The organism is Melissospora conviva (assembly GCF_049523535.1).
Classification (GTDB): Bacteria; Actinomycetota; Actinomycetes; order Mycobacteriales; family Micromonosporaceae; genus Melissospora; species Melissospora conviva.
The window spans coordinates 200,997-224,291 of the sequence record NZ_JBLLDT010000004.1 but is presented as its reverse complement, the minus strand read 5'-3'; the positions used below and the strand labels follow the sequence as shown (position 1 = coordinate 224,291).

At 72.6% G+C, this 23,295-nt stretch carries 25 protein-coding genes; 8 read left to right on the top strand and 17 right to left on the bottom strand.

The annotated features are described in order from the left end of the window. Positions 1–86: 86 nt before the first annotated feature. Both ACK8GG_RS12415 and ACK8GG_RS12410 read left to right on the top strand, forming a co-directional pair. The gene (locus ACK8GG_RS12415) at positions 87–857 is read left to right on the top strand and encodes an SDR family oxidoreductase (RefSeq protein ID WP_440349459.1); all 771 of its coding nucleotides are present in this window, start codon (positions 87–89) and stop codon (positions 855–857) included. Further along, positions 854–1,666: a class I SAM-dependent methyltransferase gene (locus ACK8GG_RS12410; protein WP_440356363.1), complete on the top strand. Its 813-nt coding sequence runs from the start codon at positions 854–856 to the stop codon at positions 1,664–1,666. The genes ACK8GG_RS12415 and ACK8GG_RS12410 overlap by 4 nt, the downstream gene beginning before the upstream one ends. 75 nt (positions 1,667–1,741) lie before the next feature. Here the strand turns inward: ACK8GG_RS12410 and ACK8GG_RS12405 are convergent, their stop codons facing one another. Then, the gene (locus ACK8GG_RS12405; protein ID WP_440356362.1) at positions 1,742–2,833 is read right to left on the bottom strand and encodes a UDP-N-acetylmuramate dehydrogenase; all 1,092 of its coding nucleotides are present in this window, start codon (positions 2,831–2,833) and stop codon (positions 1,742–1,744) included. Positions 2,834–2,903: 70 nt separating this feature from the next. Between ACK8GG_RS12405 and ACK8GG_RS12400 the strand changes: the two genes are divergently transcribed. Next, on the top strand, positions 2,904–3,674 hold the full coding sequence (locus ACK8GG_RS12400) for a maleylpyruvate isomerase family mycothiol-dependent enzyme (protein WP_440349456.1): 771 nt from the start codon (positions 2,904–2,906) through the stop codon (positions 3,672–3,674). Here the strand turns inward: ACK8GG_RS12400 and ACK8GG_RS12395 are convergent. Together ACK8GG_RS12395 and ACK8GG_RS12390 are read right to left on the bottom strand one after the other, a co-directional pair. After that, positions 3,599–4,630, bottom strand: coding sequence for a DUF817 domain-containing protein (locus ACK8GG_RS12395; RefSeq protein WP_440356361.1), 1,032 nt, complete (start codon positions 4,628–4,630; stop codon positions 3,599–3,601). The genes ACK8GG_RS12400 and ACK8GG_RS12395 overlap by 76 nt on opposite strands. Positions 4,631–4,701: 71 nt before the next feature. Continuing rightward, entirely contained in the window at positions 4,702–5,544 is an 843-nt protein-coding gene (locus ACK8GG_RS12390) for an EI24 domain-containing protein (protein WP_440356360.1), read from the bottom strand. Between the two features lie 55 nt (positions 5,545–5,599). Here ACK8GG_RS12390 and ACK8GG_RS12385 point away from each other — a divergent pair, with 55 nt between their 5' ends. Beyond that, the gene (locus tag ACK8GG_RS12385) at positions 5,600–6,571 is read left to right on the top strand and encodes a helix-turn-helix transcriptional regulator (RefSeq protein ID WP_440356359.1); all 972 of its coding nucleotides are present in this window, start codon (positions 5,600–5,602) and stop codon (positions 6,569–6,571) included. Positions 6,572–6,607: 36 nt separating this feature from the next. Here the strand turns inward: ACK8GG_RS12385 and ACK8GG_RS12380 are convergent, their stop codons facing one another. Further along, positions 6,608–7,522, bottom strand: coding sequence for an SDR family oxidoreductase (locus ACK8GG_RS12380; RefSeq protein WP_440356358.1), 915 nt, complete (start codon positions 7,520–7,522; stop codon positions 6,608–6,610). A 206-nt stretch (positions 7,523–7,728) separates the two neighbouring features. On the opposite strand from ACK8GG_RS12380, the gene ACK8GG_RS12375 reads away from it, so the two are divergent. Beyond that, positions 7,729–8,415 (top strand): nucleotidyltransferase domain-containing protein, encoded by a 687-nt coding sequence (locus ACK8GG_RS12375; RefSeq protein WP_440356357.1) that lies wholly within the window; start codon positions 7,729–7,731, stop codon positions 8,413–8,415. Between the two features lie 167 nt (positions 8,416–8,582). On the opposite strand, the gene ACK8GG_RS12370 is transcribed toward ACK8GG_RS12375, so the two are convergent. The 9 genes from ACK8GG_RS12370 to ACK8GG_RS12330 form a co-directional block, all read right to left on the bottom strand. Continuing rightward, positions 8,583–8,984 (bottom strand): hypothetical protein, encoded by a 402-nt coding sequence (locus tag ACK8GG_RS12370; RefSeq protein WP_440356356.1) that lies wholly within the window; start codon positions 8,982–8,984, stop codon positions 8,583–8,585. Beyond that, complete coding sequence (locus tag ACK8GG_RS12365) at positions 8,923–9,810, bottom strand: alpha/beta fold hydrolase (protein WP_440349451.1); 888 nt, start codon at positions 9,808–9,810, stop codon at positions 8,923–8,925. The genes ACK8GG_RS12370 and ACK8GG_RS12365 overlap by 62 nt, the downstream gene beginning before the upstream one ends. Next, positions 9,807–10,121 carry a DUF2516 family protein gene (locus ACK8GG_RS12360; RefSeq protein WP_440349450.1) on the bottom strand — a complete coding sequence of 105 codons (315 nt, stop codon included), beginning with the start codon at positions 10,119–10,121 and terminating at the stop codon, positions 9,807–9,809. The genes ACK8GG_RS12365 and ACK8GG_RS12360 overlap by 4 nt, the downstream gene beginning before the upstream one ends. Positions 10,122–10,212: 91 nt before the next feature. Then, positions 10,213–10,848 (bottom strand): hypothetical protein, encoded by a 636-nt coding sequence (locus ACK8GG_RS12355; protein WP_440356355.1) that lies wholly within the window; start codon positions 10,846–10,848, stop codon positions 10,213–10,215. Beyond that, complete coding sequence (locus ACK8GG_RS12350; protein ID WP_440356354.1) at positions 10,845–11,405, bottom strand: helix-turn-helix domain-containing protein; 561 nt, start codon at positions 11,403–11,405, stop codon at positions 10,845–10,847. The genes ACK8GG_RS12355 and ACK8GG_RS12350 overlap by 4 nt, the downstream gene beginning before the upstream one ends. 131 nt (positions 11,406–11,536) lie before the next feature. Further along, entirely contained in the window at positions 11,537–12,490 is a 954-nt protein-coding gene (locus tag ACK8GG_RS12345; protein WP_440356353.1) for an asparaginase, read from the bottom strand. 32 nt (positions 12,491–12,522) lie between these two features. Next, complete coding sequence (locus tag ACK8GG_RS12340; protein ID WP_440349447.1) at positions 12,523–13,350, bottom strand: beta-keto acid cleavage family enzyme; 828 nt, start codon at positions 13,348–13,350, stop codon at positions 12,523–12,525. 23 nt (positions 13,351–13,373) lie between these two features. Next, positions 13,374–14,486: a CAF17-like 4Fe-4S cluster assembly/insertion protein YgfZ gene (ygfZ, locus tag ACK8GG_RS12335; RefSeq protein WP_440356352.1), complete on the bottom strand. Its 1,113-nt coding sequence runs from the start codon at positions 14,484–14,486 to the stop codon at positions 13,374–13,376. Further along, entirely contained in the window at positions 14,483–14,911 is a 429-nt protein-coding gene (locus ACK8GG_RS12330; protein ID WP_440349445.1) for a Fur family transcriptional regulator, read from the bottom strand. The genes ygfZ and ACK8GG_RS12330 overlap by 4 nt, the downstream gene beginning before the upstream one ends. Positions 14,912–15,011: 100 nt before the next feature. On the opposite strand from ACK8GG_RS12330, the gene ACK8GG_RS12325 reads away from it, so the two are divergent. Continuing rightward, complete coding sequence (locus ACK8GG_RS12325; protein WP_440356351.1) at positions 15,012–15,860, top strand: aminotransferase class IV; 849 nt, start codon at positions 15,012–15,014, stop codon at positions 15,858–15,860. Between the two features lie 5 nt (positions 15,861–15,865). Here the strand turns inward: ACK8GG_RS12325 and ACK8GG_RS12320 are convergent, their stop codons facing one another. Together ACK8GG_RS12320 and mtfM are read right to left on the bottom strand one after the other, a co-directional pair. Further along, the gene (locus ACK8GG_RS12320; protein WP_440356350.1) at positions 15,866–16,456 is read right to left on the bottom strand and encodes a heme-binding beta-barrel domain-containing protein; all 591 of its coding nucleotides are present in this window, start codon (positions 16,454–16,456) and stop codon (positions 15,866–15,868) included. Positions 16,457–16,463: 7 nt separating this feature from the next. Further along, positions 16,464–16,568 carry a small membrane protein MtfM gene (gene mtfM / locus ACK8GG_RS12315; protein WP_440349442.1) on the bottom strand — a complete coding sequence of 35 codons (105 nt, stop codon included), beginning with the start codon at positions 16,566–16,568 and terminating at the stop codon, positions 16,464–16,466. 14 nt (positions 16,569–16,582) lie between these two features. On the opposite strand from mtfM, the gene ACK8GG_RS12310 reads away from it, so the two are divergent. Further along, positions 16,583–16,957, top strand: coding sequence for a DsrE family protein (locus tag ACK8GG_RS12310; protein WP_440356349.1), 375 nt, complete (start codon positions 16,583–16,585; stop codon positions 16,955–16,957). Positions 16,958–16,964: 7 nt separating this feature from the next. Here the strand turns inward: ACK8GG_RS12310 and ACK8GG_RS12305 are convergent, their stop codons facing one another. Together ACK8GG_RS12305 and ACK8GG_RS12300 are read right to left on the bottom strand one after the other, a co-directional pair. After that, complete coding sequence (locus ACK8GG_RS12305) at positions 16,965–17,834, bottom strand: hypothetical protein (protein WP_440356348.1); 870 nt, start codon at positions 17,832–17,834, stop codon at positions 16,965–16,967. 199 nt (positions 17,835–18,033) lie between these two features. Next, the gene (locus ACK8GG_RS12300) at positions 18,034–18,570 is read right to left on the bottom strand and encodes a winged helix-turn-helix domain-containing protein (RefSeq protein ID WP_440349439.1); all 537 of its coding nucleotides are present in this window, start codon (positions 18,568–18,570) and stop codon (positions 18,034–18,036) included. A 309-nt stretch (positions 18,571–18,879) separates the two neighbouring features. Between ACK8GG_RS12300 and ACK8GG_RS12295 the strand changes: the two genes are divergently transcribed. Then, on the top strand, positions 18,880–23,250 hold the full coding sequence (locus tag ACK8GG_RS12295) for a S8 family serine peptidase (RefSeq protein WP_440356347.1): 4,371 nt from the start codon (positions 18,880–18,882) through the stop codon (positions 23,248–23,250). Positions 23,251–23,295 lie beyond the last annotated feature (45 nt).

Genomic DNA, 23,295 nt, shown 5'->3' with positions numbered 1-23,295 from the left:
CACTTCATGCCGCCCCACCGGCCGTCGCGACCTGCTCCGGCGGGGGACCCGGCCGCCGCGCCGGGCCGATCGGCGAGAATCACCCCATGACCCCTGTCGCGATCGTTACCGGCGCCTCCAGCGGAATCGGGGCGGCCACCGCCCGCCGGCTCGCCCGGGAGGGCTTCCACGTGCTGGCCGCGGCCCGCCGTACCGACCGGCTGGCCGCCCTGGTCGCCGAGATCACCGCCGCGGGTGGCGCCGCCACCGCGGTCGAGTGTGACATCACCTCCGACACCTCCGTCGCTGCGCTGGCCGCCACGGCCGCCGCCGCCGGCGGGCCCGTCACGCTGCTGGTCAACAACGCCGGTGGCGCCAAGGGCTCCGACCCGGTGGAGCGCGGCCGGATCGACGAGTGGCAGTGGATGTACGACGTGAACGTGCTCGGCACGCTGCGCGTCACCCAGGCCCTGCTGCCCGCCCTGGAAGCCTCCGGCGCGGGCACCCTCGTCATGATCAGCTCGACCGCGGGGCTGGTCGTCTACGAGGGCGGCGGGGGTTACACCGCCGCCAAGCACGCCGAGACGGCGATGACCGAGACCCTGCGCCTGGAGCTCTGCGGCCGGCCGGTCCGGGTCGTCGAGATCAACCCGGGAATGGTGAAGACCGACGAGTTCGCGCTGGTCCGTCACCGCGGCGACGCCGGCCAGGCCGCCGATGTCTACGCCGGGGTGGCCGACCCGCTCGTCGCCGACGACGTCGCCGACTGCGTCGCCTGGGCGGCCACCCGGCCGCACCACGTCAACATCGACCGGATGGTGGTCCGGCCGCTGGCCCAGGCCGCGCAGCACAAGGTGCACCGGACGCCCGGGGCGTGACGGGCACCGGCCGGCGGCCGCGGGGCGGACCGCCCCGCCCGCTGGGCGTCGTCACCCGGGGCACCACCAACCCCAACCGGCTGCGCCGGGTCGACAACTGGATCGCGGTGCACTGCGCGGACCTGCTGCGCGCCGCGCCCGATCCGCTCGTGGTGGACCTCGGGTACGGGGCCACCCCGGTCACCGCCGTCGAGCTGCGGGCCCGGCTGGCGCGTACCGTGCCGAACGTCCGGGTGGTCGGGCTGGAGATCGACCCGGCCCGGGTCGCCGCCGCCGCGTACGCCGCCGATCCACCGGGGCTGACCTTCGCCCGCGGCGGGTTCGAGCTGGCCGGGCTGCGGCCGGTGCTGGTGCGGGCCTTCAACGTCCTGCGCCAGTACGACGAGGGGCAGGTCCGCGCCGCCTGGGAGACGATCACCGACGCGCTCGCCCCCGACGGTGTGCTCGTCGAGGGCACCTGCGACGAGCTGGGGCGGCTGGCGTCCTGGCTCCTGCTGGACCGGGCCGGCCCGCACACCCTGACCCTGGCCGCCCGGCTGGCCACCCTGGACACCCCGGCCACCCTCGCCGAACGGCTGCCGAAGGCGCTGATCCACCACAACGTGCCCGGCCAGCCGGTGCACGCCTTCATCGCCGCGCTCGACGACGCCTGGCAGGCGGCGGCGCCGTACGCGACCTTCGGGCCGCGGCAGCGCTGGGTGCGCGCGGTGACGGCGGTACGCGACGCCGGCTGGCCGGTACGGGACCGGCCGGGGCGCTGGCGGCTCGGCGAGGTGACCGTGCCGTGGGCGGCGGTCGCCCCGCTCTGACATCCACGACGGGACTTCACCGACCGGCCGTGCGGTGCCGCCCGGCGCGCATGCGGCGCCGCCCGGCCCGGCCGGTCAGATCACGCAGTTGATCAGGATCGGCTCGGGGTGGAGGGTGACCCCGAAACGCTCCCGTACGCCGTCGCGGATCTCCCGGGCCAGCGCGATCAGCTCGGCGGTGGAGTGCGCGTCGCGGTTGGTCAGCGCCAGGGTGTGCTTGCCGGAGATGGCGGCACCGCCGCTGCGGTAGCCCTTGCCGAAGCCGGACTTGTCGATCAGCCAGGCAGCGCTGACCTTGACCCGCCCGTCGGGCAGCGGCCAGTGCGGGGGCTCCCCCGCCTCGCCGGCCCGCTCCCGCAGCCGCTCCCAGCCGGCGGCGTCGAGGACCGGGTTGGTGAAGAAGGATCCGGCCGAGCGGGTGTCGGGGTCGTCCGGGTCGAGGACCATTCCCTTGCCGGCGCGCAGCGCCCGGACCGCGTCGCGGGCCTGCGCCAGCGGCACCCGGTCGCCGACCTCGACGCCGAGTTTGCGGGCCAGTTCGGCGTAGCGCACCGGGGCCGACAGCGGCGAACGGGTGAGCCGGAAGTCGACGCTGAGCACCACGTAGCGGTCACTGTGCCGGAAGACGCTGGAGCGGTACGCGAAGTCGCACTCCCCGGCCGTCATCCGGGTGACGGCGCCGGTGCTGCGGTCGTACGCCTCGACAGCGGCGACGGTCTCGGCGACCTCCTGGCCGTACGCGCCGACGTTCTGGATGGGGGTGGCGCCGGCCGACCCGGGGATGCCGGAGAGGCACTCCAGCCCGGAGAGCCCGGCGGCGACGGTGCCGGCGACGAACTCGTCCCAGGGCTCGCCGGCCTGCACCCGCACGGTGACCTGATCGGGCTCGGCTGGGTCGGCGGGGAGCTGTTCGGTACCCCGGGAGCGGATCAGCAGGACACTGCCGGCGAAGCCGTCGTCGCCGATGACGACGTTGCTGCCACCGGCCAGGAGGAGGAGGGGTTCACGCCGTTCCTCCGCTTCGCGCACAAATCGTATGATTTCATCTTGATTGACGGCAGAAATCACTCGTTGGGCGGGTCCTCCGAGTCGCAAAGTCGTATAACTCGCCAGAGAATGCGATTGCGGGATATTTGCGGTCGCCGACTGGGCACTAACGTCTGACACGCCGTCAACCCTAGGCTGAAAGACAACGCCGCCGCCCGCAGGTCGGCTGGTGACCCCGGAGGAGATCGGGATGAACAGAGTGCACGGCAGCAAGGACTTCTGGATCGGCGCGCTGCGTTCCGAGGGCCCGGCGTTCCGGGCGGCGGTCGCCGAGGCGGCGCCCGACACACCGGTGCTCTCCTGTCCGGGCTGGACAATCGCCGACCTCACCACCCACCTGGCGACCCTCTACGCCTGGGTCGTCTCCGTCGCGGACCGGGCCGACACCACCGCGCCCGCTCAGCGTCCCGCGCCCCCGGAGAGCGCGCAGATCCCCGACGGGCTGACCGCCCTGGAGTTCTGGCAGCGCGAGTACGACCGGCTCCTCGAACTGCTCGAGCGCGTCGACCCGGAACAGCCCGCCTGGAACTGGGCGCCCCAGCCGAAGAAGGTTGCCTTCTGGGCGCGGCGCATGGCGCACGAAACGGCGATCCACCGCTGGGACGCCGAGATGGCGATCGCGGCCGGTCAGCCGATCGAGACGAAGCTCGCCGCAGACGGCATCACCGAGGTCCTGGACACCTTCCTGCCCGCCGGCCACCGCCGGGCCGAGGGCGAATGGCAGGGCCTGGTACGCCTCACCTCCACCGACGCCCACCAGGAGTGGTACGTCCGGCTGCGCGGCAGGGGGGTCGCCCTCCTCGACACCGGCACCATCCTCGACAACCACGCCCACCCGGCGCTGGTCCAGGTGACCGGCACCGCCAGTGACCTGCTGCTTGCCCTCTACGGCCGGGTCGGCCTCGACAGCCTGGGGGTCCAGGGCGACCGCCACCTGATCGACGGGCTGCGCGTCGGCTGAGCCGCCACCCGCCGGACTGCGCCAATCTGATGTGGGCTGCCGGTCTCGGTGCCGGCTCCGTGTCGGGCCGGTGGTGGCGGCTGCCGGTCGTCGGGCGGTTGCGGCGGCGAGATCCAGGTGACCAGCACGACCGAAATGATCATCAGGAGGAACCACGACGCCAGCTTCGCCAGTGACACCGGCTCCCATCCGCCCACCTGACCCGGGTAGAGCCATGCGTTCGACCAGGTGGCGATGTTCTCCGCGAGCCAGATGAAGAAGGCGACGAGGAGGAAGGCCAGCAGCAGAGGCATCCGCCACCGCTGCCGGAAGATGCGAAAGTGCATGACACAGCGTCCGAACACGAGCACGACGACTGCGATGAGCAGCCACCGCAGATCCTGCAGGTAGTGGTTCGCAAAGAAGTTGAGATAGATCGCAGCCGCCACCACGGCCGTCACCCAGCGTTTCGGGTAGCGCGTGAAGCGCAGGTCGAACAACCGGTCCACCCGGACCAGGTAGGAGCCGACCGCGGCGTACATGAATCCGCTGAACAGTGGCACTCCACCGATGCGCAGCACGCCGTCGGGCTCGTAGACCCAGGAACCGATCTGGGTCTTGAACAGCTCCATGAGCGTGCCGACAAGGTGGAACAGGACGATCACCCGTAGCTCGCGCAGGGTCTCCAGGCGCCCGGCGACCATCGCGACCTGGATGCCGACGGCGGCGATGGTGAGCGCATCGTTTCGGGCGAGCGCGGCGTCATCCGGATACCACAGGTGCGCGGCGCAGATGACCGCGAGCATGGCAGCACCGAACACACATGCCCATGCCTGTTTGAGCCCGAAGGCCAGGAACTCGGTCAGCCACCCGCCCGGCCCGTGCCGCGGCAGCCGGGCCAGCGCGACGCGGAAGCGGGCATCGATCGCACGTTCGGCCGTGGTGACGGTGCCTGCTTCGGCGGTGGGGTGTCGCATCGCCAGAGGTTAGTGCGGTCGAAACGCCGTCCACGCCGGGGGCACGGGGACGGCCCGCACGAGGGTGGCCTTCATGCGCTGCTCGGCTTCGGTGCCACGACGATCTGGTCCGGGATCGGCTGGCCGAGGCAGCGGCGGGTGAGCAGGGCGGCGCCCACCACCGCCGCGGGCATGAAGAGGATCGCGCCGAGCGGGATCAGGAAGACCACGAAGACCGACACTCCGAAGCCCAGCGCCAGCGTGCGGTTGCGGCGCAGCACCTGCCGCCGCTCGGCCCAGAGCTTGCCGCGCCGGGAGAAGGGCGAACCGGTCAGCTCCAGCGCGAGCAGCCCGCCACCGACGATCGCGCCGAGGACCGGGACCACCGTCTGGCCCAGGATCGGAATGAAGCCGGCGATGAAGAGCAGCACACCGAAGAGCACGGAGAGCCCGATCAGCCGCAGCGCGTCCACGATGGCGCGCCCCAGCGACGTCCAGAAGGACGTCTCGACCTCGTCCGGAGTGCCGCCGCACCCCCGCTCGATCCGCCCGGAGATCGACTCGTAGAACGGGTCGCCGATCACCAGGGTCACCGTGGTGAAGGTCAGCACCCCCACCAGCAGCCCCACCCCGAAGACCGCCGCCCCCGCGACCACCCGGGTCAGACTCCGGGCAGCCGCCGACCAGTCGTCGGCGAAGGGGGTGAGCCAGGCGGCGAGATCGACGACGTTCCAGGCGAGGGCCACGAAAGCCGCGAGGTAGAGCACCCCCGTGATCAGCGCCGGGATCATCCCGAGCAGCATCAGCCGCGGGTTGCGGAAGCAGAGCCCGACACCGCGGGCGAAGAGACGGGCACCGGCGAAGAACTGGTTACCCGCTCCGACGACGGGGGCGGTTACCTGCGAGACGTTCACGACGGGGAATCGTAATGCCATGCAGTCGCCGCGTGCGTCGGCTTCCGATGTCGGACCGGCCCGGCAGGATGACCGGGTGCGTGCCGCCCGACTGATCTCACTGGTGCTGCTGCTGCAGTCCCGGGAGACGATGACCGCCGCCGAACTCGCCGCCGAACTGGAGGTCTCCGAGCGCACGATCTACCGGGACGTGCTGGCGCTCAACGCCGCCGGGATCCCCGTCTACGCCGACCGTGGACGCGCCGGCGGGTACCGGCTCCTCGGCGGCTACCGGACCCGGTTGACCGGGCTGAGCCGTACGGAAGCCGAGGCGCTCTTCCTCTCCGGACTCCCCGGGCCCGCCGGCGACATGGGGCTCGCCGAGGCGGTGGCTAGCGCCCAGCTCAAGGTGCTCGCCGCCCTCCCCGCCCCGCTGCGGGACGCCTCGGATCGGGCCGGACAGCGGTTCCACCTGGACGTACCCGGCTGGTTCGACACCGCGGACCGGCCGGCGTGGCTGGCCGATCTGGCGCGAGCGGTGTGGCGGGACCGGCTGGTCGAGTTCCGCTACCGGCGCGGCGACCGCGAGGTGGCGCGGACCGTCGCCCCGTACGGGCTGGTCCTCAAGAACGGCGTCTGGTACCTGACCGGGCAGGTCGGCGATGACTACCGCACCTACCGGGTGGACCGGGTGCGCGACGTCCGCGACGCGGGCGCGGGCTTCACCCGCGACGAGAGCTTCGACCTGGTGGCGCACTGGCGGGCATCGGCCGACGGCTTCGTCCGCGGCATGCTCGCCGAACGGGTCACCGTGCGGCTGAGCCACGTCGGGCTGCACGACCTTCGGTACGCCGTCGACGCGCCCTTCGCGTACGCGCATGCCCTGGCGGCCGCCGCCCCGCCGGACAGCCAGGGGCGGGTGGTCACCGAGCTGCCGGTCGAGTCGGTGGAGGTGGCGTACCACGTGCTGCTGCGACTCGGGCCGGAGGTCGAGGTGCTGGCCCCCGCCGCGCTGCGCGACCTGATGGCCGGCGCGGCGCGGCGGCTGGCCGCCCACTACCGGGACTGACCAGACGGGCTGCCCGCCGAGTGCGCCGTGTCCGGGTCAGCGGTACTCGCTGACGTCGGCCTTCTTGCCGCCCTCGACCACCTCCGTGATGTAGCGGAAGCCCTGTGGACGGCTGCCGTCGACATCGGTGAAGCCGTACGCGGTCGCCAGCTCACCGCTGTCGACGGACTTGCCGTTCCAGCGGGCCCGCTGCGGGTCGGCGGCGAGCGCCGCGACGGCCCGCCCGACGTACGCCGGGGTCTCCGAGACCGCGAAGTCCGGTTCCTTGGCGATGGCGTCGCGCCAGTTCTCCTCGGTGACTCCGTAGATCTCCAGCATCATCTCCGACCGCAGCCAGCCCGGTGTGACGGCCACCGCGGTGGCGTCGTGCTCGCGCAGCTCGTGCGCCTGGCTGAAGGCCAGCCGGTTGACCGAGGTCTTCGCCAGGTCGTAGAAGAGCGACATCCGGTAGTTCTTCTCGTTGTACGCCCGCGTCCCGTCACCGATCTCCACGACCAGCCCGCCGGGGCGGCGGATCAGCAGCGGCAGCGCGTAGTGGCTGGTGATGATGTGGGTGTGCACGGCGAGCTGCAGCAGCCGGAAGCCCTTCTCCAGCGGCTGCTCCCAGATCGGCTTGTGCCAGGTGACCAGCGGGTCGCCGCCCCAGACGTCGTTGACGAGCACATCCAGCCGCCCCTGCTCGGCGTCGATGCGGGCGATGAGGTCCCGGACCTGCTCCGGCACCAGATGATCGACCTGTACGGCGATGCCGGTGTCGCCGGCCGCCGTGACCAGTTCGGCGGTCTCCTCGATGGTCTCCGGCCGGTCCATCTCCGAGCGCTGGGCGCGGGTGCTGCGGCCGGTGGCGTAGACGGTGGCGCCGGCCGCGCCGAGCTGCACGGCGATCGCCCGGCCGGCGCCGCGGGTCGCCCCGGCCACCAGCGCCACCCTGCCATTCAGTTCTCCACTCATCCCTCGACCCTGACAGGCATACCTGACAGCAGCTGTCCGATTTCCGGAAAACCTCGGCCGCCCTCCCCGGTGCGGGTCAGGAACCGCACGGCGGTGCGGAACGCACCGCCGTCGGGCACCACATCATTGGCCGGGCACCGCACATCATCGGTCGGGCACCGTTAATCCGGGGGCGGGCGCCGGGGCGATGCTGAGATCATCTCGGGGTGCAGGTGCTGCTGGAGGGAATTGTCGGATCGGTCGCGTACGGGCTGGCCGGGCCGGGCTCCGACGTGGACCGCGTCGGGGTCTTCGCCGCACCGACCGTCGCCTTCCACGGACTGCACCGGCCGAAGGAATCCATCGTCACCACCGCGCCGGATGTCACGCTGCACGAGGCGGCGAAGTGGTGCCGGCTGGCGATGAGCGGCAACCCGACCGCGAGCGAACTCGTCTGGCTCCCCGACGACCTCTATCTCACCCGCACCCGCTTCGGCGACGAGCTGATCGGAATCCGTACGGCGTTCCTCAGCGCACCCCGGGTCCGCGACGCGTACCTGGGCTATGCGGGGCAGCAGTTCCGCAAGCTCGTCTCCCGCGGCGACGGCACGTTCTCGTCCGACACCCGTCGGCGTACGGCCAAGCACGCCCGTCACCTCGCCCGGCTGCTGCACCAGGGGCGGGTCCTCTATGCCAGCGGAGTGCTGCCGATCCGGCTGGCCGATCCGGGATGGTTCCTCGACTTCGGCGAGCAGGTCGCCGACGGTGACCTCGCCCGTGCCCAGGTGCTGCTGGCCGACGCCGAGGCCGACTTCGCCCGCATCCGCACCCCGCTGCCCAGCCACCCCGACGAGCCCACGATCGACCGCTGGCTCCTCGCCGTCCGCGCCGCCCACCTCCCCGCGACCCCCTGACCCGTACCCATCTCCCACCCGGCCGTCCCCCACCCGCCCGTCCCCACCCGGCCGGCCCCGCCGTGCCCCGCCCTCTCCCCCCGCCCTCTCCCCCGCGCCCTCTCCCGCGCCCTCTCCCGGGCCCTCTCCCCCCGCCCTCTCCCGCGCCCTCTCCCCAGGACGCAACTTCAGGGATATTGCTGCCTCAACGCCCCCGGACACAGCAACATCCCTGAAGTTGCGCGGATCTTGGCGTGCGTCGGGGTGCGCGCGGGACGCCGGGAGCGCACGGACCTTGGCCAGCACGTCGCCGGGAGCGCACGGATCTTCGCCAGCACGTCGGTGGCGGAGGTGCGGATCTTGGCCAGCGCGTCGGCGGCGGAGGTGCGGATCTTGGCCAGCACGACGCCGGGGGCGTGGATCTTGGCCAGCACGACGCCGGGGGCGTGGATCTTGGCGAGGGCCGGCCCGCGGGGGACGCTGGGGTCGCGGAGCTTGGGGTACGCGTCGGCGCGGGGCGCCAGCGGGTCAGGGGTTGAGGAAGGTGGTGAGGCGCTCGCGCAGGTCGGCGCGGTCGGTCCAGAGGACACCCGGCTTGTCGTAGACGTGCAGGGTTGCCTGCGGCAGGGCGGCGGCGAGCTCCTCTGCCACCTCGACGGGGTGCAGTTCGTCGCCGGCGTTGGCGATCACCAGGGCCGGGACGTCGACGGCGGCCAGCGCGGCCCGGTCGGCCAGCGGCGCGTGCTCCGGCAGGCTCGCCAGTCCCGCGCCGAGCCCGTCGCGCATCAGCTGGTCGAGCCGCTGCCGCAGGTACGACCAGCCCGCCGGGGTGTTCCGCACCGCCGGCGGCATCTCCAGCTCGACCGCCTCGGCCATCGCGGAGGCGTCGCCCTCCTCGACCGCTTCCAGCAGCGCGGTGAGCCGCTGTCCGGCCACGTCGGGTCGGGGCTGGTCCAGCGCGGCGGGGAGGAAGAAGACCACCCGCTCGAAGCGGGCCGGGCTCTCGGTGAGCAGCCGGGCCAGCGCCCCGGCGCCGAGGCTCGCCCCGAACGCCCGCGTCGCCCGGCTCAGGTCGGCGATCGCCCGCAGGTCACGGGCGAGATCGGCGTACGTCCACTCGCCTTCGGGGGAGTCGGAGCGGCCGTGTCCACGGAACTGGAAGAAGACCTTCCGCCCGGTCACCCCGCTGCCGAAGGGGCGGGTGTTGGCGATGCCGTTCGCCAGCCCGTGCGCGAAGACGGTGACCGGTTCGCCCACCCCGGTGGTGAGCCGTTCCAGTGCCACGCCGTGCGGGGTGGCGACCAGCTCGGTCTCCGGTTCCGGCAGGGCCGGGCGGCCGGTACGGGGCGCGCTCGGTCCCGGGCCGTAGGTGCGGGGGCCGCCGTCGGGTGGTGGCGGCCAGCGGAAGTCCCTCACCAGGCGCCTCGGCCGTCGCCCAGCTCCTTCAGCCCGACCCGGACGTCGAGCAGATAGATCAGGGCGGCGGCGATGCCGATCAGGCTGGCGATGTTGATCGGCCCGCTGAGGAAGAGGGTCAGCACGAAGCAGATGCCGAGGATCGCGATCCAGGCGCCCTTGGAGAGCGTGCCGATCGCGGGGAATGCCTCGGCCCGCTGGGTCACTGCGTGCACCAGGGCGACGGCTTGGATGATCAGCGCGAAGACGAGCAGGATCAGCGTGATGACGGCGACGACATCGTCGTAAAAGATCGGCGCGGCGTAGGCCATGTAGGCAAGCTTATGCCGACGAGCCCCGGTCGTCGCGAGACGTACCGGGGCTCGGCAGCTGTGCGGGCCGCGCGGTGGCGACCCGCGAGGGTCACTCGGCGGCCGGACGGGCCTTCTTCGCGGTGCTCTTGGGCTTGGCGGTCTCGCCGGTGGTGGCGCGCGGCTTCGGGGCGGCCTTGCGCGGCCGGACCGCCTTGGGCTTGGCCTCCACGACCTCGGCAACGGTGGCCGGGGTGGCCTCGACCGCGGCCGGGGTGGTCGCCGGCTCGGTCACCTCGATGTCGGCGTTGACGGTGTCGGCGGCCTGCACGACCCCCGCGCCGACGGCCCGCTCGCCCTCGGCCACGAGCGCCTTGTAGGCGGCCAGGGCGCGCTCCTGTGCGACCTGGGCGCCGGCGGCGAGCGCGGCGGCGTTGCGGCCGGCCAGCTCGCGCAGCTTCTCGGCGTCGAGGTCGACGACGGTCTTCTTCTCCTTCACCGCGGCGCTGAGGTTCGCGGCGCGCAGCCGCTCCTCGGCCTTCTCCCGCAGCTCGGCGGCGGTGAGGTTCGCGGTACGCAGCCGCTCCTCGGTCTTCACCCGCAGCTCGGCGCCGGTGACGGCGGCCTTGTCGCTGAGCTCGTTCAGCACGGCGGGGAGCTTGCGCAGCTGCTCGTAGGCGAGCGCGCCGACTCCGGCGACGGCGTAGAGCGGGGTCGGGATCCGGGTGGACTGCTTCTGGGCGGTCATGACTGCTTCTCCTCCTCGGCCGCGGTGGCGGCCCGGTCTGCGGGGGTGCTGCGCTTACGGGCCGGCTTCGCTGCCGGCTTCGTCGCCGGCGCCGGGGTGGCGCCGGTTCCGGCCGTGGCCGCGGACGTGACGTCGTCTGCGGTCCCGGTGGTGGTTTCGGTGGTGCTGGTCTCGTCGGCGGTCCCGGTGCCGGTCTCCGCCTCGGCCGCCAGGCGTTCGTTCTCGCGGCGGAACGTCTCGTAGATCTGGGTCAGCGACTGCTTCTGCGCCATGGTCAGGCCGGGGTCGACCGCGATGGCGGCGAGCACGCCCTGCCCTTCCTTGTCGTCGAGCAGGCCGGCCCGCAGGTACATCGCGGGGGTGGAGACCCGCAGCGCGGTCGCGAGCTGCTGGAGCACCTCGGCGCTGGGCTTGCGCAGCCCTCGCTCGATCTGGCTCAGGTAGGGGTTGCTGACACCGGCCTGTTCCGCGAGCTGCCGCAGCGATATCTGCGCGTTGTTGCGCAGATCGCGGATGAATCCGCCGATGTCGCGGGGGAGATCCTTCGGAGTGGCCATGAGCCCAACGTATCCCGCTGCGCTTGCTCCAGCAAGCGGAATGCTAGCGAGAGTTAGCGCTATCTGAGATCAAGGCCTATGACCTCCGCCACTCGCCTCGCGGTTCAGCCGGCAACTCGCGCCCTCGCCGGTCACCAGAGCGACGCGAGGGCTCCCACCGGTTCGCCGCGGCCATGGAGCGGCACCCGGCCGAATTCCGCCAGGGCGGGCGTGTCCAGCCCGAGCCGGCGCAGCGCGGAGACCAGCACCGCCGGGCGGGCGCGGACCGCACCGTCGTCAATCTTGAGCGCCACCGCCCCGACCTGCGGCACCGCCAGCGCGAAGACCCCCTCCGCGCCCACCTTCGCCAGCAGTCCCGGCACCGCGGTCATCAACCGGGTGTCCTGACCTCCGGTGCCGCCGACCAGCTCCGGATGGGCCCGCATCGCGTCCGCGACCGCCCGCTCCGGCGTGCCCAGGTCCGCCTCGACCAACCGGAGGAAGGCCCGGGCCAGGGCGGTCAGCGAGATCGCCAGCACCGGGGCGCCACAGCCGTCCACCCCGACCGCGGCGGCCGGCTCGCCGGCACACTCCTCGACGGCCGCACGCAGCCGCTGCTGCAGCGGGTGCGCCGGCGCCCAGTAGTTCTCGACCGGCCAGCCCGCCGCCTGGCAGGTCAGCAGCATTCCGGCGTGCTTGCCCGAGCAGTTCATCGCCAGCCGCGAAGCGGTGCCGCCGGCACGCAGCAGCGCCGCGCACGCGTCCTCGCCGATCGGCAGCTCGGGCGGACAGCCGAGGTCGGCCTCGGTGAACCCGCCGGAGTCGAGCAGCGCGCGGACCCGGGTCAGCTGGGCCGGTTCGCCGAAATGGCTGGCAGCCACCATCGCCAGGTCCCCCGGGTCGCTCAGCCGCAGCCCGGCCCGGAGCATCCCGACCGCCTGCATCGGCTTGTTCGACGAGCGGGGAAAGATCGGCGCGGTGACGTCCCCGGCCGCCGCGACGGGCGTACCGGTGGCGTCCAGCGCCACCACCGAACCGCGGTGCAGCCCCTCGGCGAAACCGGAGCGGACCACCTCGACGAGCGGCACTCCGCCCGAGTACGTCATTCCCACGAGGTGAACGGTACTCAGATCAGGGCTCAGATGCCGAGCAGCGTCCGGGCCTGCTCCGGCGTCAGCGGGGTGCGCTGGGCGAGCTGGGCGAAACCGACGGCGCGCGCCACCAGCTGCATGTTCGACTCCACCGGCCGCCCTTTGGCGTACGTGACGGTGTCCTCCATCCCGACCCGCAGGTGACCGCCGGCCGAGAGCGCGGCGAGCATCACCGGGATGGTGCTGCGCCCGATGCCGGTGGCCGAGAAAGTGGTGCCCTCCGGCAGGTCCCGCAACGCCTGGCGGCACGCCACCAGCGCCTCGGTGGTCCCCGGCATCCCGCCCGGAACCCCCATCACGAAGTCGACGTGCACGTGCCCGCCGTGCGGCAGCCCGTGCCTGTCCAGCAGCCGGGCGAGCGAGGTGAGCTGACCGAGGTCGAAGATCTCGTACTCGGGGACGATGCCCCGCTCCTGCATCCGGGTGTGCAGGTCGACGATGAAGCTCCAGCGGTTGAGGAAGACGTCGTCGCCGAAGTTGACCGTCCCCATCGTGCAGGAGGCCATGTCGGGGCCGGCGTCGAGCACGGCGAGCCGGTCGGCCTCCGGGTCGGTGACCGCGCCGCCGGTGGAGAGCTGCACGATCAGGTTGCTGTTCTCGCGCAGCGCGGCGACGGTCTCCCGCAGCCGCCCCTGGTCGAGCGTCGGCTTTGCCTGGTCGTCGCGGATGTGGACGTGGATGACGGCCGCGCCGAGCGCCTCGCACTCCTTGGCGGTCAGCACCAGCTCGTCGATGGTGACCGGCAAGGCCGGTACGTCCGCCTTGGCCGATTCCGCGCCGGTGGGTGCAACCGTGATCAACGTCCCTGTCGTCATGGCCGGATCCTAGCCCGGCCGGGTCAGTCCGGGTCGATCGCGGCGGCCGACTCCCCCACCATCAGCGCGGCGTCGTCGGGCACGTTGCGCTTGAGCACCGCCAGCGCGATCTGCCCCAGCTCGTGGTGCTGCACCGCGCTGCCGACGCGGCCGACCTGGCGGCCATCCGCCGTCACCGGCGTGCCGGCGGCGGGGAGCTGGTCACTCGCCACGCCGTCCAGGTGCAGCAGCACCAGCCGCCGCGGCGGACGCCCCAGGTTGTGCACCCGGGCGACGGTCTCCTGCCCGCGGTAGCAGCCCTTCTCCAGGTGCACCGCCGGACCGACCAGCCCGACCTCGGCCGGGATGGTGCGGTGGTCGGTGTCGACGCCGATCCTCGGCCGGCGGGCCGCCACCCGCACCGCCTCGTACGCCCAGAGCCCGGCCGGCGGCACGCCCGCCCCGCGCAGCTCGCCGACGACCTCGGCGAGCTGGGCCCTCGGCACCATCAGGTCCACTCCGAGCGCCACCCGGCGCGCCCAGCCGCCGGCCGGCAACGCGCGTACGTCGTACCGGATGCCCGGTCGGGCCGGGACCGAGCCGGCGGCGAATTTCGGGCCCGGCACCGGCAGCACGTCCGGCGCGGCGAGGCCGGTGACCCCGAGGGCGCCCAGCGCGGCGTCGGCCTCGGGGCCGACGAGGGCGAGCATCGCGTACTCGATCGTGGCGTCGCGCGGCGCCACCCGGCTGAAGAAGACCATCTTCTGCAGGTATTCCAGGAGCGCACCGGTGTCGCCCGGCTCGGTGTCCAGCCAGGTCGTCCCACCCTCCTCGGCGACCATGGCGTGCTGCTCGATGTGCCCGTGCGGGGAGAGGACGAGCAGTTCGGTGCCCTGCCCGTCGCGCAGCTCGCTGAGGTGCTGGGTGGTGATGGTGTGCAGCCAGCCGATCCGGTCCTCGCCCGGCACCGCGATGACACCGCGGTGGGAGCGGTCGACCAGCCCGACGGCGGTGTCGAGCAGCCGCTGCTCGCGCAGCGGATCGCCGTAGTGCGCCGCCACCGGCGCGACCCCGGCCGCGGCGTGCGCCGGCTCCGGCTGGTCACGGGTCTCGGCGTCGATGGCCTCGGTGGCCACCGCGCCCGGAACCTCGATCATGAAATGTCCCCGTTCCGGCAGTCGCCGCAGATCCCGAAAATCGCCATGTGCCCGATGTCCGCCTGGAAGCCCCGCTCATCGGCGAGCCGGCCCGCCAGCGGCGCCACCACCTCCGGGTCGATCTCGTCGACCGCGCCGCACTGTCGGCAGACCAGGTGCACGTGTTCGTTCGCGCCGGCCGCGTGATAGGTCGGCGAGCCGTGCGACAGGTGGGTGTGGGTGACCAGGCCGAGGCGTTCCAGCAGCTCAAGGGTGCGGTAGATGGTGGTGATGTTGACCCCGGCCGCGACCTCCTTGACGGCGTTGTGCACCTGTTCGGGAGTCGCGTGCCCCAGCTCCGAGACCGCCTCCAGGATCAGCTGACGCTGCGCGGTCAGGCGCAGACCACGGGAGCGCAGCAGCTCGGCGAGCGAGGAATCGGACATCGTCCGATAATAGGCCGTCGCGGCGGCGACCGTCCCGGGCGCGTCGGCCGCCCCGGCCTGCGGGCCTCGCAGATCACCCCGCCGCCATTACCCTGCTGGGGTGAACCCAGCTGCGAAGGTCTTCGTTCCCGGCGGTGGGGTCATCGGCCGGGAAGAGCCGCTCATCCGCGCCGACGACCTCGGTGTGCTCCGCGGCGACGGCCTCTTCGAGACGATGCACGTGCGCGCCGGGCGTCCCTGGCTGGTCGCCGAGCACCTGGCCCGGCTGGCCCGCTCCGCCGCGGCGATCGCGCTCGAACTGCCACCGGCGGCGGCCCTGACCGAACTGCTCGATGCGGCCTGCGACGGCTGGCCGGCCGAGACCGAGGCGGCGCTGCGGCTGGTCTGCACCCGGGGACCGGAGCACGGCGGCCCGCCGACGATCTACGCCACCATCACCGCTGTCGCGCCGCGCGCCCTGTGGCAACGCGCCGAGGGCGTCCGGGTCGGCACCCTCAGCCTCGGCGTCGCGGCCACCGCGCGGACCGACCTCGACTGGCTGCCCGCCGGGATGAAGACCCTGTCGTACGGGGCGAGCACCGCCGCCGCCCGCTGGGCCGCCGCCCACGACCTCGACGACATCCTCTGGATCTCCACCGACGGGTACGCCCTGGAGGGTCCGACCTCGAGCCTGGTCTGGTGCGACGGGGACACCCTCTGCACGGTGCCGGCCGCGCGGACCGGCATCCTGCCGAGCGTCACCACGAACTGGCTGCTCGCCCACGCCGGCGAGCTGGGGCTACGCGGCGAGGAGCGGATGGTCACCCCGGCGGAGCTGTCCGGCGCCGCCGGGGTCTGGCTGCTCTCATCGGTACGCGGCCCCGCCGAGGTGACCGCCCTCGACGGCGCCGCACTGTCCCGCTCCCCGCACACCCCGGGACTGCGGCGACTGCTCGGTTTTCCGGTCTGAGAGCTTCAACCCGCGACGCGCAGCAGGCGGGCGGAGAGGTGCGGGGAGAGCCCGTGCCCCATCGCCGCCATCTCCTGGGCGTAGAGCAGCGCGCCCTCGACGATGCCGAAGAGGCGCTTGCCGGCGGTGACCTCCTTGGCGGTGGCGGTCCGCAGCACCGAGTCGGTCGCCATCTCCAGCTGGGTGCCGGTGCGCCTGCCCAGGTGCAGCTCCATCACCCCGGCCGGCGTCATCATCATGATCTCGAGCTCGTCGGTGGCCTTGTCGCCGTCCATCACCGGGCGCCAGAAGCCGACCTCGCGGCCGAGCGGACGCACCGGCTTGCTCTGCTCGTCGAGGAGCCAGGCCCGCGACTCGTAGTGCAGGAACGGCCGGCCGTCGTGGCTGATCCGGATCTCCTGCGCGAAGTCGAAGTCCTCGATCGTCGGGAACCCGCCGACGCCCCGGCCACGCCAGATGCCGATGTAGGGCAGCAGGCCGTCCAGCGCCGGGTGCAGCCGCGGACCGACCCGCAGGTCGTGGCTCTCCTCGTACGGGTACGGATCGACCGGCGGAGCGGTCAGCCACGGCGGCGGCTCGAGGGGATTCTCGCTCACTGCTGGTTCACCAACGTCCTCTCGAAATGCGTACAGCCAGATAGATCAGGCCACCGGCGAGCACGCCGAAACCCGCGACGAGCAGGCTGACGAACCCAATCTCGGTAACCATGACAAGGTCATCCTATGCTGGCTCACATGGCCCGCACTCTTGTCGTCAAAGCCACTGCCGGGGCTGACTCCCCGGAGCGCTGCTCGCAGGCGTTCACCGTCGCCGCGACCGCGGCCGCCTCCGGCGTCGACGTCTCGCTCTGGCTCACCGGCGAGTCGGCCTGGTACGCCCTGCCGGGGCGGGCGCAGGAGTTCGATCTGGCGCACTCGGCGCCGCTGGCGGAACTGCTGCACGTCATTCTCAGCAGCGGCCGGGTGACCGTCTGCACCCAGTGCGCGGCCCGGCGTGAGTTCGGCCAGGACGACGTCCTGCCGGGGGTACGCATCGCCGGCGCGGCCGTCTTCGTCGAGGAGTGCATGGCCAACGGGGCGCAGGCGCTCGTCTACTGAGCCCCGCTCAGTCCATCGGCTGGGTGCAGTCGAGGGTGACGCTGAGGCGGGTCTGACCGTCGACGGTCCGGGCCACCAGGTTGACCGGGCCGGTGCGCGCCGCGTACAGGTCGGGCTCGTCGACGACGACGGTGGTCTCGGCGGTGCGCAGCGCGGCCAGGGCGACCCCGGGGGCGGTCACCGGGTCGCCGGCAACGAACAGGTGCTGCCTCCTGACGGTGGTTCGCGGATCCGGGCAGGGCACCCATACCCGTGCTCCAATTTCGGCGCTGTCGCGGTCCAGAGTCCAGAGCGCCATCCACAGATCGCCCTCCCGCGCCGTGTCGGGCAGCAGGTGCGCGTCAAGGTCGGCGTCGGCGGGGACCACCCGGCAGCCGGTGTCGACGCTGAAAATGGCCCGGCCGGGCCCGTCCGGCACGCCGCGGACGCTGACGAACTCCCCCGCGTCGGCCCGGAGCCGCACCCCGTTGACGCCGTTGCCCACGCCCGCCCGGTACTCCGCCGGCAGCCGTCGCGCGACCGACTCCAGCACCGGACGTACGTCCTCGCCGGCGGTGCGGACGATCAGCTCGCCGCGCAGCCGCGCGCCGGTCAGCACGGGGTTGACCTTGCACTCTTCGTGCCAGAGATCACCGAGTTCGAGTACGGCCTCCGGGCCGGCGGCTGCGGCGACCAGGTGCCCGAGAGTGCGCTCCACGACGGGCATCGCCTGCACGATGTCGCGCTGTTCGCGCACGGTCGGCTCGTCGTCGCGGATCGACAGGCCGGTGAGTACGACCAGCAGCAACGCCCAGCAGGCGGAGGCGGCCACCAGTGCGGGCCGGCGCCATTTCGGCGGTGCCGACGTCGGTTCGGGAGCCGGAGCGGGTACGTCCACGACGGCAATGGTGGCATGACGGCGCGATCCGGCACCTCCGGGCCACCGGGAGCGGCCGGGCGACGACCGGGCCGGGCGGCCACCCGGGCAGGCAGCCGCGCCGGACAACCGCCGGGAAAGCCGGACAGCCGCCGGGAAAGCCGGGCAGCTATCCGCGACGTCGAGGTCGTCCGCGGCCTGCTCGCCGCCGGGAAGTCGGTCAGTCGGGCAGGGCGAGCCGGTAGCCGACGCCGCGTACGGTCTGCACCTGCGGGCCGGCCTCCACTGCGCGCAGCTTGCGGCGCAGCCGTTTGACGGCCGAGTGCAGGATCGCGGTGTCGCCGAGGTAGGCGCCGCCCCAGACGGCGGCGAAGAGGCGCTCGTAGCTCCAGACCCGTCCGGGTGGGCTCGCGAGCCGGGCCAGCAGCCGCCGCTCCAGCCGGGTCACCTCCAGTGGGCGGCCCTGCCAGGTCACGCGGTGCCCGGCGATGTCGACCGCGAGCGCGCCGAACCGGATCGGCCCCGGCCGGCCGGGGCCGGTGTCGGAGAGCGGGTGGGCTGGGCCGTTGTCGGAGACCGGCCGGGCCGGGGTGGCGACCAGCGGCGGGGCCGGGGTCGCGAAGAGCCGGTCGTGCAGTTCGCCCAGGTCGGCGCAGAGCAGCAGCTGCCCGAGGTCGTCGAGTCGCGCGCCGATGAGCTCCCGGAGCGCCGCGTCCGGCGAGACGCAGACCAGCAGCGGCATCGTCACATCGGTCATCGCGCCCCTCCCCCGAATGGCCCTTGCCCGCCCAGCAAACTCCCTCCACCTCAGACAGTCAACCAAAGATGAGGATCGATAGATGCGAGGACGGCGGTTTCTTGCCGCGCCCTTCGCGATTGACCGAATACTGCCCGAATACTTCCATTGATCACTCACCCGTTCGGCGGCAGCATGACCCGAAGCGGATGCCACCGTCACCATCCGTCATCACCAGCCTCACCGCACCGGGGTGCTCATCCGGTGACCCGGCATCCGCGCCTCCGCCGCCGACCTCTCGGCGGCGACAACGATGTGGGGAGGCAACACATGCACCAACGACCAGCCGACCGGTCACTGTTATGGCGTTCGTTCGCCGTACTGGTGGCAATGGTTCTCGGCGCGACCGCACTGCCCTCGCTCGCCTTGGGCGCGCCGGCCGCCGGTGCCGCCGCCGTGGACCCGCAGGTCCGGGCCGAGGCCGCTGCCAAGGGCAGCGCCACCTTCATGGTCTACCTGACCGAGCGCGCCGAACTCAGCGCCGCCGCGAAGGTCCGTGACGCCGACGACCGCGCCGCGAAGGTCTTCACCGAACTCCGCAGCACCGCCGAGCGCAGCCAGCAGAGCCTGCGGGCCGACCTGGACCAGCGCAAGGTCTCCTACGACACCTTCTGGATTTCCAACGTCCTCATCGTGACCGGGGACGAGAAGCTGATCGACGCGATCGCGAGCCGCTCCGATGTGGAGCGGATCAGCCCGGTCGGCAGCTATGAGCTGGCCAAGCCCGAGCCGGTGAAGCCGGCCAAGGCCGGCACGGACGCCGTCGAGTGGGGCATCGGCAACATCGAGGCCCCACGCGCCTGGGACGAGTACGGCGTCCGCGGCGAGGGCGTCGTCGTCGCCAACATCGACAGCGGGGTGCAGTACGACCACCCGGCGCTGGTCGGCAAGTACCGGGGCAACCTCGGCGGCGGCAGCTTCGAGCACAACTACAACTGGTTCGACCCGTCCGGCCTCTGCCCGGCGGGCACGCCCTGCGACAACAACGGCCACGGCACCCACACCATGGGCACGATGGTCGGCGACGACGGTGCCGGCAACCAGATCGGCGTGGCCCCGGCCGCGCAGTGGGTCGCCGCCAAGGGCTGCGAGACCAGCGGCTGCTCCTTCTCCTCGCTCATGGCCTCCGGCCAGTGGGTGCTCGCCCCGACCGATGTCAACGGCAACAACCCGCGACCGGAGCTGCGCCCCGACATCGTCAACAACTCGTGGGGCGGTGGCGGTGGCGACCGCTGGTACGAGGAGACCGTGAACGCCTGGCGGGCGGCCGGGATCTTCCCGGTCTTCTCCAACGGCAACAGCGGCCCGAGCTGCAACACCGCCGGCAGCCCCGGCGACAACCCGGGCTCGTACGCGGTGGGGTCGTACGACATCAACAACAACATCTCCAGCTTCTCCAGCCGGGGCAGCTCCGCAGTGGACGGCGGCATCAAGCCGAACATCGCCGCCCCGGGCAGCGCGGTCCGCTCCAGCATTCCGGGCGGCGGCTACGCCACCTACAACGGCACGTCGATGGCGGCACCGCACGTCGCCGGCGCCGTGGCGCTGGTCTGGTCGGCGGCCCCGAGCCTGCGCAGCGACATCAACGCCACCGCGGCGCTGCTCGACAGCACCGCCACCAACGTCGATGCCCTCACCTGCGGCGGCACCATCGAAAAGAACAACGTCTTCGGTGAGGGACGGCTCAACGCCTACCAGGCGGTCACCGCCGCGCCCCGCGGCGCGGCCGGCCGGCTCAGCGGCACCGTCACCGCCGCCGACGGCAGCCCGATCGAGGGCGCGACCGTGACCTCTGGCGGCCGCGGCACCACCACCGACGACAACGGCCGCTACGCCCTGACCCTGCCCGCCGGCGAGGTCGAGGTGACCGTGTCCGCGTACGGGTACCACTCGCAGACGGCGACAGTGACGGTGCCGGAAGCGGGAACGGCGACCCTCGACTTCACGCTGGTCGCCGCGCCCACGGTCACGATCTCCGGCCGGGTCACCGACGGTTCGGGACACGGCTGGCCGCTCTACGCCAAGATCGAGGTGGCCGGGCGACCCGGTGCCCCGATCTTCACCAACCCGGTCAACGGCCGCTACTCGGTGACCGTGCCGGGCAACGCCACCTACCGGCTGACCACCACCGCCCAGTACCCGGGCTACCAGACGGTGACCACCGAGGTCACCCTCGCGGCCGCCAACCGCACCGTGAACATCGCGGTCCCGGTGGATGCCGCCTGCGACGCCGCCGGCTACAGCGCAGTGCTCGGCGACCCGCTGCTGACCGAGACCTTCGACAGCGGCGAGACGCCGGCCGGCTGGTCGGTGGTCAACCGCACCGCCGGTGGCGGCTGGACCTTCACCGACGCCGGCAACCGGGGCAACCTCACCGGCGGCAGTGGCGGCTTCGCCATCGTCGACAGTGACCGGCTCGGCAGCGGCCAGACCCAGGACAGCGACCTGATCAGCCCGGTGCTCGACCTGACCGGGGTGGTCGCGCCGACGCTGCGCTTCAACAGCGACTACCGCTACTTCAGCGGCGACGTCATCGACATCGACGTCACCGTCGACGGGGGTACGACCTGGGAGAACGTCTGGCGGCAGAACGCCAGCCGGCGCGGCCCGGTGCTGGAGGAGGTACCGCTGACCCCGGCGGCCGGCTCCGCCACCGCGCAGCTGCGCTTCCGCTACCAGGGTGGTTACGACTGGTGGTGGCAGGTCGACAACGTCTCGGTCGTCAACCGGGTCTGCACCCCGATCCCCGGTGGCCTGGTCGTCGGCTTCACCACCGACCGCCTCGCCGGCGAGCCCCTCAACGGGGTGACGGTCAGCTCCGACGCCAACCCCGCCGAGCGGGGCGTCTCCGCCGCCACGCCGGAGGACGAGGCGATCCCGGACGGCTTCTACTGGCTCTTCACCAGCTCGGTCGGCGAGCAGTCGTTCACCGCGTCGAAGGCCCCGTACGAGTCGCTGACCAAGACCACCACGGTGGTCGCCGACGGCACCAAGAAGCTCGACTTCGCGCTCCGCGCGGGCCGGCTCACGGTGACCCCGACGGAGATCGAGTCGCACCAGCCGTACGGCAGCACCCGCACCACCCGGGTGACGGTCAAGAACACCGGCAACGCGCCGGCGAACGTGGAGGTGCTGGAACGGCCCGGCGGCTTCGACCTGCTCTCCCGCTCCGGCGCCGAGCTGGTCGAGCACAAGACCAAGGCGATCAGCACCGCCCACACCGGGGTGGCCGCCACTGCGGACGCTGCGGTGAACCGGGCGGCCCCGCTGGTCGACGACGCCTGGACGCGGCTGGCGAACCTGCCGGCGTCGGTCTTCGACAACACCGCGGTGACCGTCGACGGCAAGGTCTACTCCATCGGTGGCGGTAGCGGCAGCGGCAACGAGCAGAAGGCGTTCGTCTACGACCCGGACACCGACGCGTGGAGCACGCTGCCGAACATGCCGACCGCACGGGCCAAGGCCTCCGCGGCGGCGGTCGGCGGCAAGATCTACGTGATCGGCGGCTGGTCCGCGGGCGGCGTGCCGGTCGCCACGGTCGACGTCTTCGACATCGCCGGCGGCACCTGGAGCACGCTGGGCGCCACCAACCCGGCGCCGGTCTCGGCGGCCGGCACCGCCGTGGTCGACGGCAAGGTCTACCTGACCGGCGGCTGCACCGACAGTTCCTGCACGCAGTCGAACAAGCTGGTCATCTTCGACCCGGCGTCGGGGACGTTCAGCACCGGCGCCAACTACCCGCACACCGTCTCCTGGATGGCATGCGGCGGCATCGGCGCGACCGTCTACTGCGCCGGCGGCACCGCGGCCAGCGAGTACAACGACGCCTGGTCGTACTCTCCGGCCACCAACCAGTGGTCGGCGCTGCCGGCGATGCCGGTGGACATGTGGGGCTCCCAGTACGCCGCCGCCGGTGGCCTGCTGGTCCTCGCCGGCGGTGTCACCGCCGCCTCCACCACCGTCACCAACCGGACCATCGGGTACGACCCGGCGGCCGGCGCGTGGCGGGACCTGCCGAACGCGCAGTTCGCCCGGTACCGGGGTGCGGCGTCCTGCGGGGCGTACAAGATCGGCGGCTCGCCGACGTCCTTCGTCGGTTCCAACGAGACCGAGCGGCTCGGCGGTCTTGAGCTCTGCGACGAGGCGCGGGACGTGCCGTGGCTCTCGGCGGACCCGACCACGTTCACCCTCGCCCCGGGTGCCTCCCGGGCGGTGACCGTGACCCTGACCGCGACCGCTGCGGCCGGGGTGGACCAGCCCGGCAAGTACACGGCGGAGCTCGGGCTGCGGGCTGACACCCCGTACCCGACGCCCTCGGTGCAGGTGGAGATGAACGTCGCTCCGCCGGCGACCTGGGGCAAGGTGCAGGGAACGGTGATCGGCGAGACCTGCGCCGGAGCCACCGGCCCGGTCCAGGCCACGATCCGGCTCAACTCCGGCAACCGTGGCTACACCCTCACCGCCAACGCCCAGGGCAAGTTCACGTACTGGGTGCCGCAGGGGCGCTACGACGTGATCGCCGCCAAGGACGGCTGGGTCCCCGAGGTGCAGCGCACCCAGGTGGACGCCGGGTTCGTGGCGACGGTCAACTTCACCCTGGAACCCGTGTCGGGCTGCTTCAGCTCGTACGGCGGCATCTAGGCGGGCACGATCGACCGCTGAGATGAATCGGCGGTCGAGCTAGGA